This is a genomic window from Rhodoferax sp., from assembly GCF_014859475.1.
Taxonomy (GTDB): Bacteria; Pseudomonadota; Gammaproteobacteria; order Burkholderiales; family Burkholderiaceae_C; genus Rhodoferax.
This window is the reverse complement of record NZ_JACUUE010000263.1, coordinates 1-2,826: the sequence shown is the minus strand read 5'-3', so window position 1 is coordinate 2,826 and position 2,826 is coordinate 1. Positions and strand designations below refer to the sequence as shown.

General features: G+C 61.5%; 3 protein-coding genes. 2 read left to right on the top strand and 1 reads right to left on the bottom strand.

Going from position 1 to position 2,826, the window contains the following annotated elements:
• The first annotated feature begins 184 nt into the window (after positions 1 to 184).
• The gene (locus IBX54_RS14095) at positions 185 to 877 is read left to right on the top strand and encodes an ABC-type transport auxiliary lipoprotein family protein (protein ID WP_296543288.1); all 693 of its coding nucleotides are present in this window, start codon (positions 185 to 187) and stop codon (positions 875 to 877) included.
• Here IBX54_RS14095 and IBX54_RS14090 read toward each other — a convergent pair.
• Positions 874 to 1,995: an NADH:flavin oxidoreductase/NADH oxidase gene (locus tag IBX54_RS14090; protein ID WP_296543287.1), complete on the bottom strand. Its 1,122-nt coding sequence runs from the start codon at positions 1,993 to 1,995 to the stop codon at positions 874 to 876. The two genes, IBX54_RS14095 and IBX54_RS14090, sit on opposite strands and share 4 nt — an antisense overlap.
• A gap of 315 nt (positions 1,996 to 2,310) precedes the next feature.
• Here IBX54_RS14090 and IBX54_RS14085 point away from each other — a divergent pair, with 315 nt between their 5' ends.
• Positions 2,311 to 2,706: an RNA-binding protein gene (locus IBX54_RS14085; protein ID WP_296543286.1), complete on the top strand. Its 396-nt coding sequence runs from the start codon at positions 2,311 to 2,313 to the stop codon at positions 2,704 to 2,706.
• Positions 2,707 to 2,826: the final 120 nt, after the last annotated feature.

Genomic DNA, 2,826 nt, shown 5'->3' with positions numbered 1-2,826 from the left:
GCAATCCATGTCCCCGGAAGTCATGGATCGCCACGCTTCGCTCGCGATGACGAAGTCTCTGTTCAAGGTCCGTGTGCGGTATCGGACCAGGTACGGAGGGCTCGCGAGGACGGTTCACGGTTTCGGTTGTCATTGCGAGCGAAGTGTGGCAATCCATGTCCCCTGATATTTGTATTGGAACGTCATGAAAAAATCTGTTGTGCAAATGACTCGGGGCTTGTGGCTTGCGCTGGCGCTGTGGCTGGCGGGCTGTGCCTCGCCGCGGTCGGCAGAAACCCACAAGGTGTACGACTTTGGCCCCGCGCCACTGCCGGTTTCGGTGGCAGCTGCACTTGCCCACATGGCCCCGTTGGTGTTGTTTGACACCCAGGCTCCGCCGTCGCTCGACGCTGATGCCGTGTTGTACCGACTGGCCTATGCCGATGCCCAGCAGCTCAAGCCTTATGCCCTGGCGCGCTGGCGCATGCCGCCAGCGCAATTGATCAGCCAGCGCCTGCGTCAGCACCTTGCTTTGCAGCGCGCTGTAGTGGCACCGGGTGAACTCTTGCCAGCCAGTGCGCCGCGTTTTGCCGCGTCTGCCGCCGCAGCGCCCGTATCAGCACCCTCGCCAAGCCTGGCAGCGCCGCTGCTGAACCTGCGTCTGGTGCTGGAAGAATTCAGCCAGGTGTTTGACTCGCCCGCTGACAGCCATGGTTTGCTGCGTCTGCGCGCCACGCTGACGCAGCGCGCCTCGGGCAGTGAAATTTTGCTGGCGCAGCGCAGTTTTGTGGTGCAGCAGCCGGCGCCGTCTCCTGATGCGGTGGGCGCCGTGCGCGCCCTGACGGCGGCCAGCGACCAGCTGGCCGAGCAGATGGCGGCATGGCTGGCGCCACTTTAACGCTGCGCCACCGTCACCTTGCCAAAGGCTGCCTGCGCCTCGCGTGGCAGGCAACGCCAGTACTGCGGGCTGGCCTGGACCGTGGCGCCCAGCGCCGCGGCAGCCTGCCAGCCCCAGCGAGGCTGGTACAAAAAGCCGCGTGCCAGCGCAATCAGGTCGGCATCACCTGTCTGCAAAATGGCCTCGGCTTGTTGCGCCTGCGTGATCAGGCCGACCGAGGTGGTGACCATGCCGGTGGCTGCGCGGATGGCGCTGGCAAAAGGCACCTGATAACCGGCACCCAGCGCAATTTTTTGCAGCGGTGACACGCCACCGGAAGAAATGTGGACAAAGTCGCAGCCAGCGGCCTTCAGGCGCTGTGAAAATTCAAGACTTTGCGGCAAATCCCAGCCGCCTTCGACCCAGTCAGTGGCTGACAGGCGCAGGCCCAGCACGCCGTCGAACGCCTGGCGCACGTCGGCAAACACTTCAAGCGGAAAGCGCATGCGGTTTTCCAGGCTGCCGCCATAGGCGTCGCTGCGCTGGTTGGCCAGCGGCGACAAGAATTGGTGCAGCAAATAACCGTGGGCGCAGTGCAGTTCCACGGCCTCAAGCCCCAGGCGCGCGGCGCGCTGTGCAGCGGCCGCAAAAGCCTCACGTATCCTGATCAGTTCGGCGGCAGAAATGGCCGTGGGCGCCGTCTCGGTTGGCAAATGCGGCACGGCGGACGGGCCAAAAGTTTCCCAGCCGCCCTGCGCCGGTGCCAGCAGTTGGCCGCCTTGCCATGGCACCGCGCTAGACGCTTTGCGCCCGGCGTGTGAGAGCTGGATGCACACCGCCGTGTGCGGTGCCAGGGCGCGGGCGCGCTGCAGGTGGTCGGCCAAAGCTGCTTCGGTGCGATCGTCCCAAAGCCCCAGGCAGTTGGGCGTGATGCGGCCTTCGGGCAGCACGGCGGTGGCCTCGATGGTGAACATCGCGGCACCGCTGTTGAGCAGGTTGCCCCAGTGCATCAGATGCCAGTCGGTGGCGCAGCCGTTGTTTGCCGAGTATTGGCACATCGGTGCCACCACGAGGCGGTTGGGCAATGTCAGGCCGCCGCGCGGCGAGGGCAGGGTCAGGGGCGAAAACAGCAGGCTCATGGGTTCTTTTCCAAAAAATCAAAACACGGGCTTTGACTGTACGCCATTGGTGGGCTGCCTGGGCAAGGCAAATTTCCAGGGTAAAGGCTGTTTATCTGCATAACGCATGGCAATTCGCGTGGGTTTTTGGGGATAGCAAAAAATAAAAATGGAAAAACAAAAACTTGACGTATCATGGCGCCTGTATTGTTTTTTTTAAACAGTACATGGTTTGCGGTGAATGTCAGTCTCGCGTCTGCTTCTTAAGTCTTTACTGGTTTGTTGATTGCGGTTATGGACTCCATCGCGTTTTGAGTTATTTTGAGGAGTCCTTACATGGGCAACAAACTTTACGTCGGCAATCTGCCTTATTCTTTCCGTGATGATGATCTGCAGCAAGCTTTTGCAGCCCACGGTACCGTCACCAGCGCCAAAGTCATGATGGAACGTGACACCGGCCGCTCCAAAGGCTTTGGCTTTGTTGAAATGGCCGATGATGCGCAAGCTCAAACCGCCATTGAAGCCATGAATGGCCAACAATACGGTGGTCGTGGCATCGTGGTCAACGAAGCCCGTCCCATGGAACCGCGTCCTCCCCGTTCGGGTGGCGGCGGCTACGGTGGTGGTGGTGGCGGTGGCTACGGTGGTGGCGCAGGCGGCGGCCGCTCAGGTGGCGGCGGCTACGGCGGCGGCGGCGGTGGTGGTTACGGCGGTGGCCGTAGCAGCTACTAAGCTGATACAAACAAAAAGGGTCCTTCGGGGCCCTTTTTGTTTAACGTGAAAGAACAGCGTCATTGCGAACGAAGTGACGCAATCCATGACTGCCGAATACCTGGATCGCCACGCTGCGCT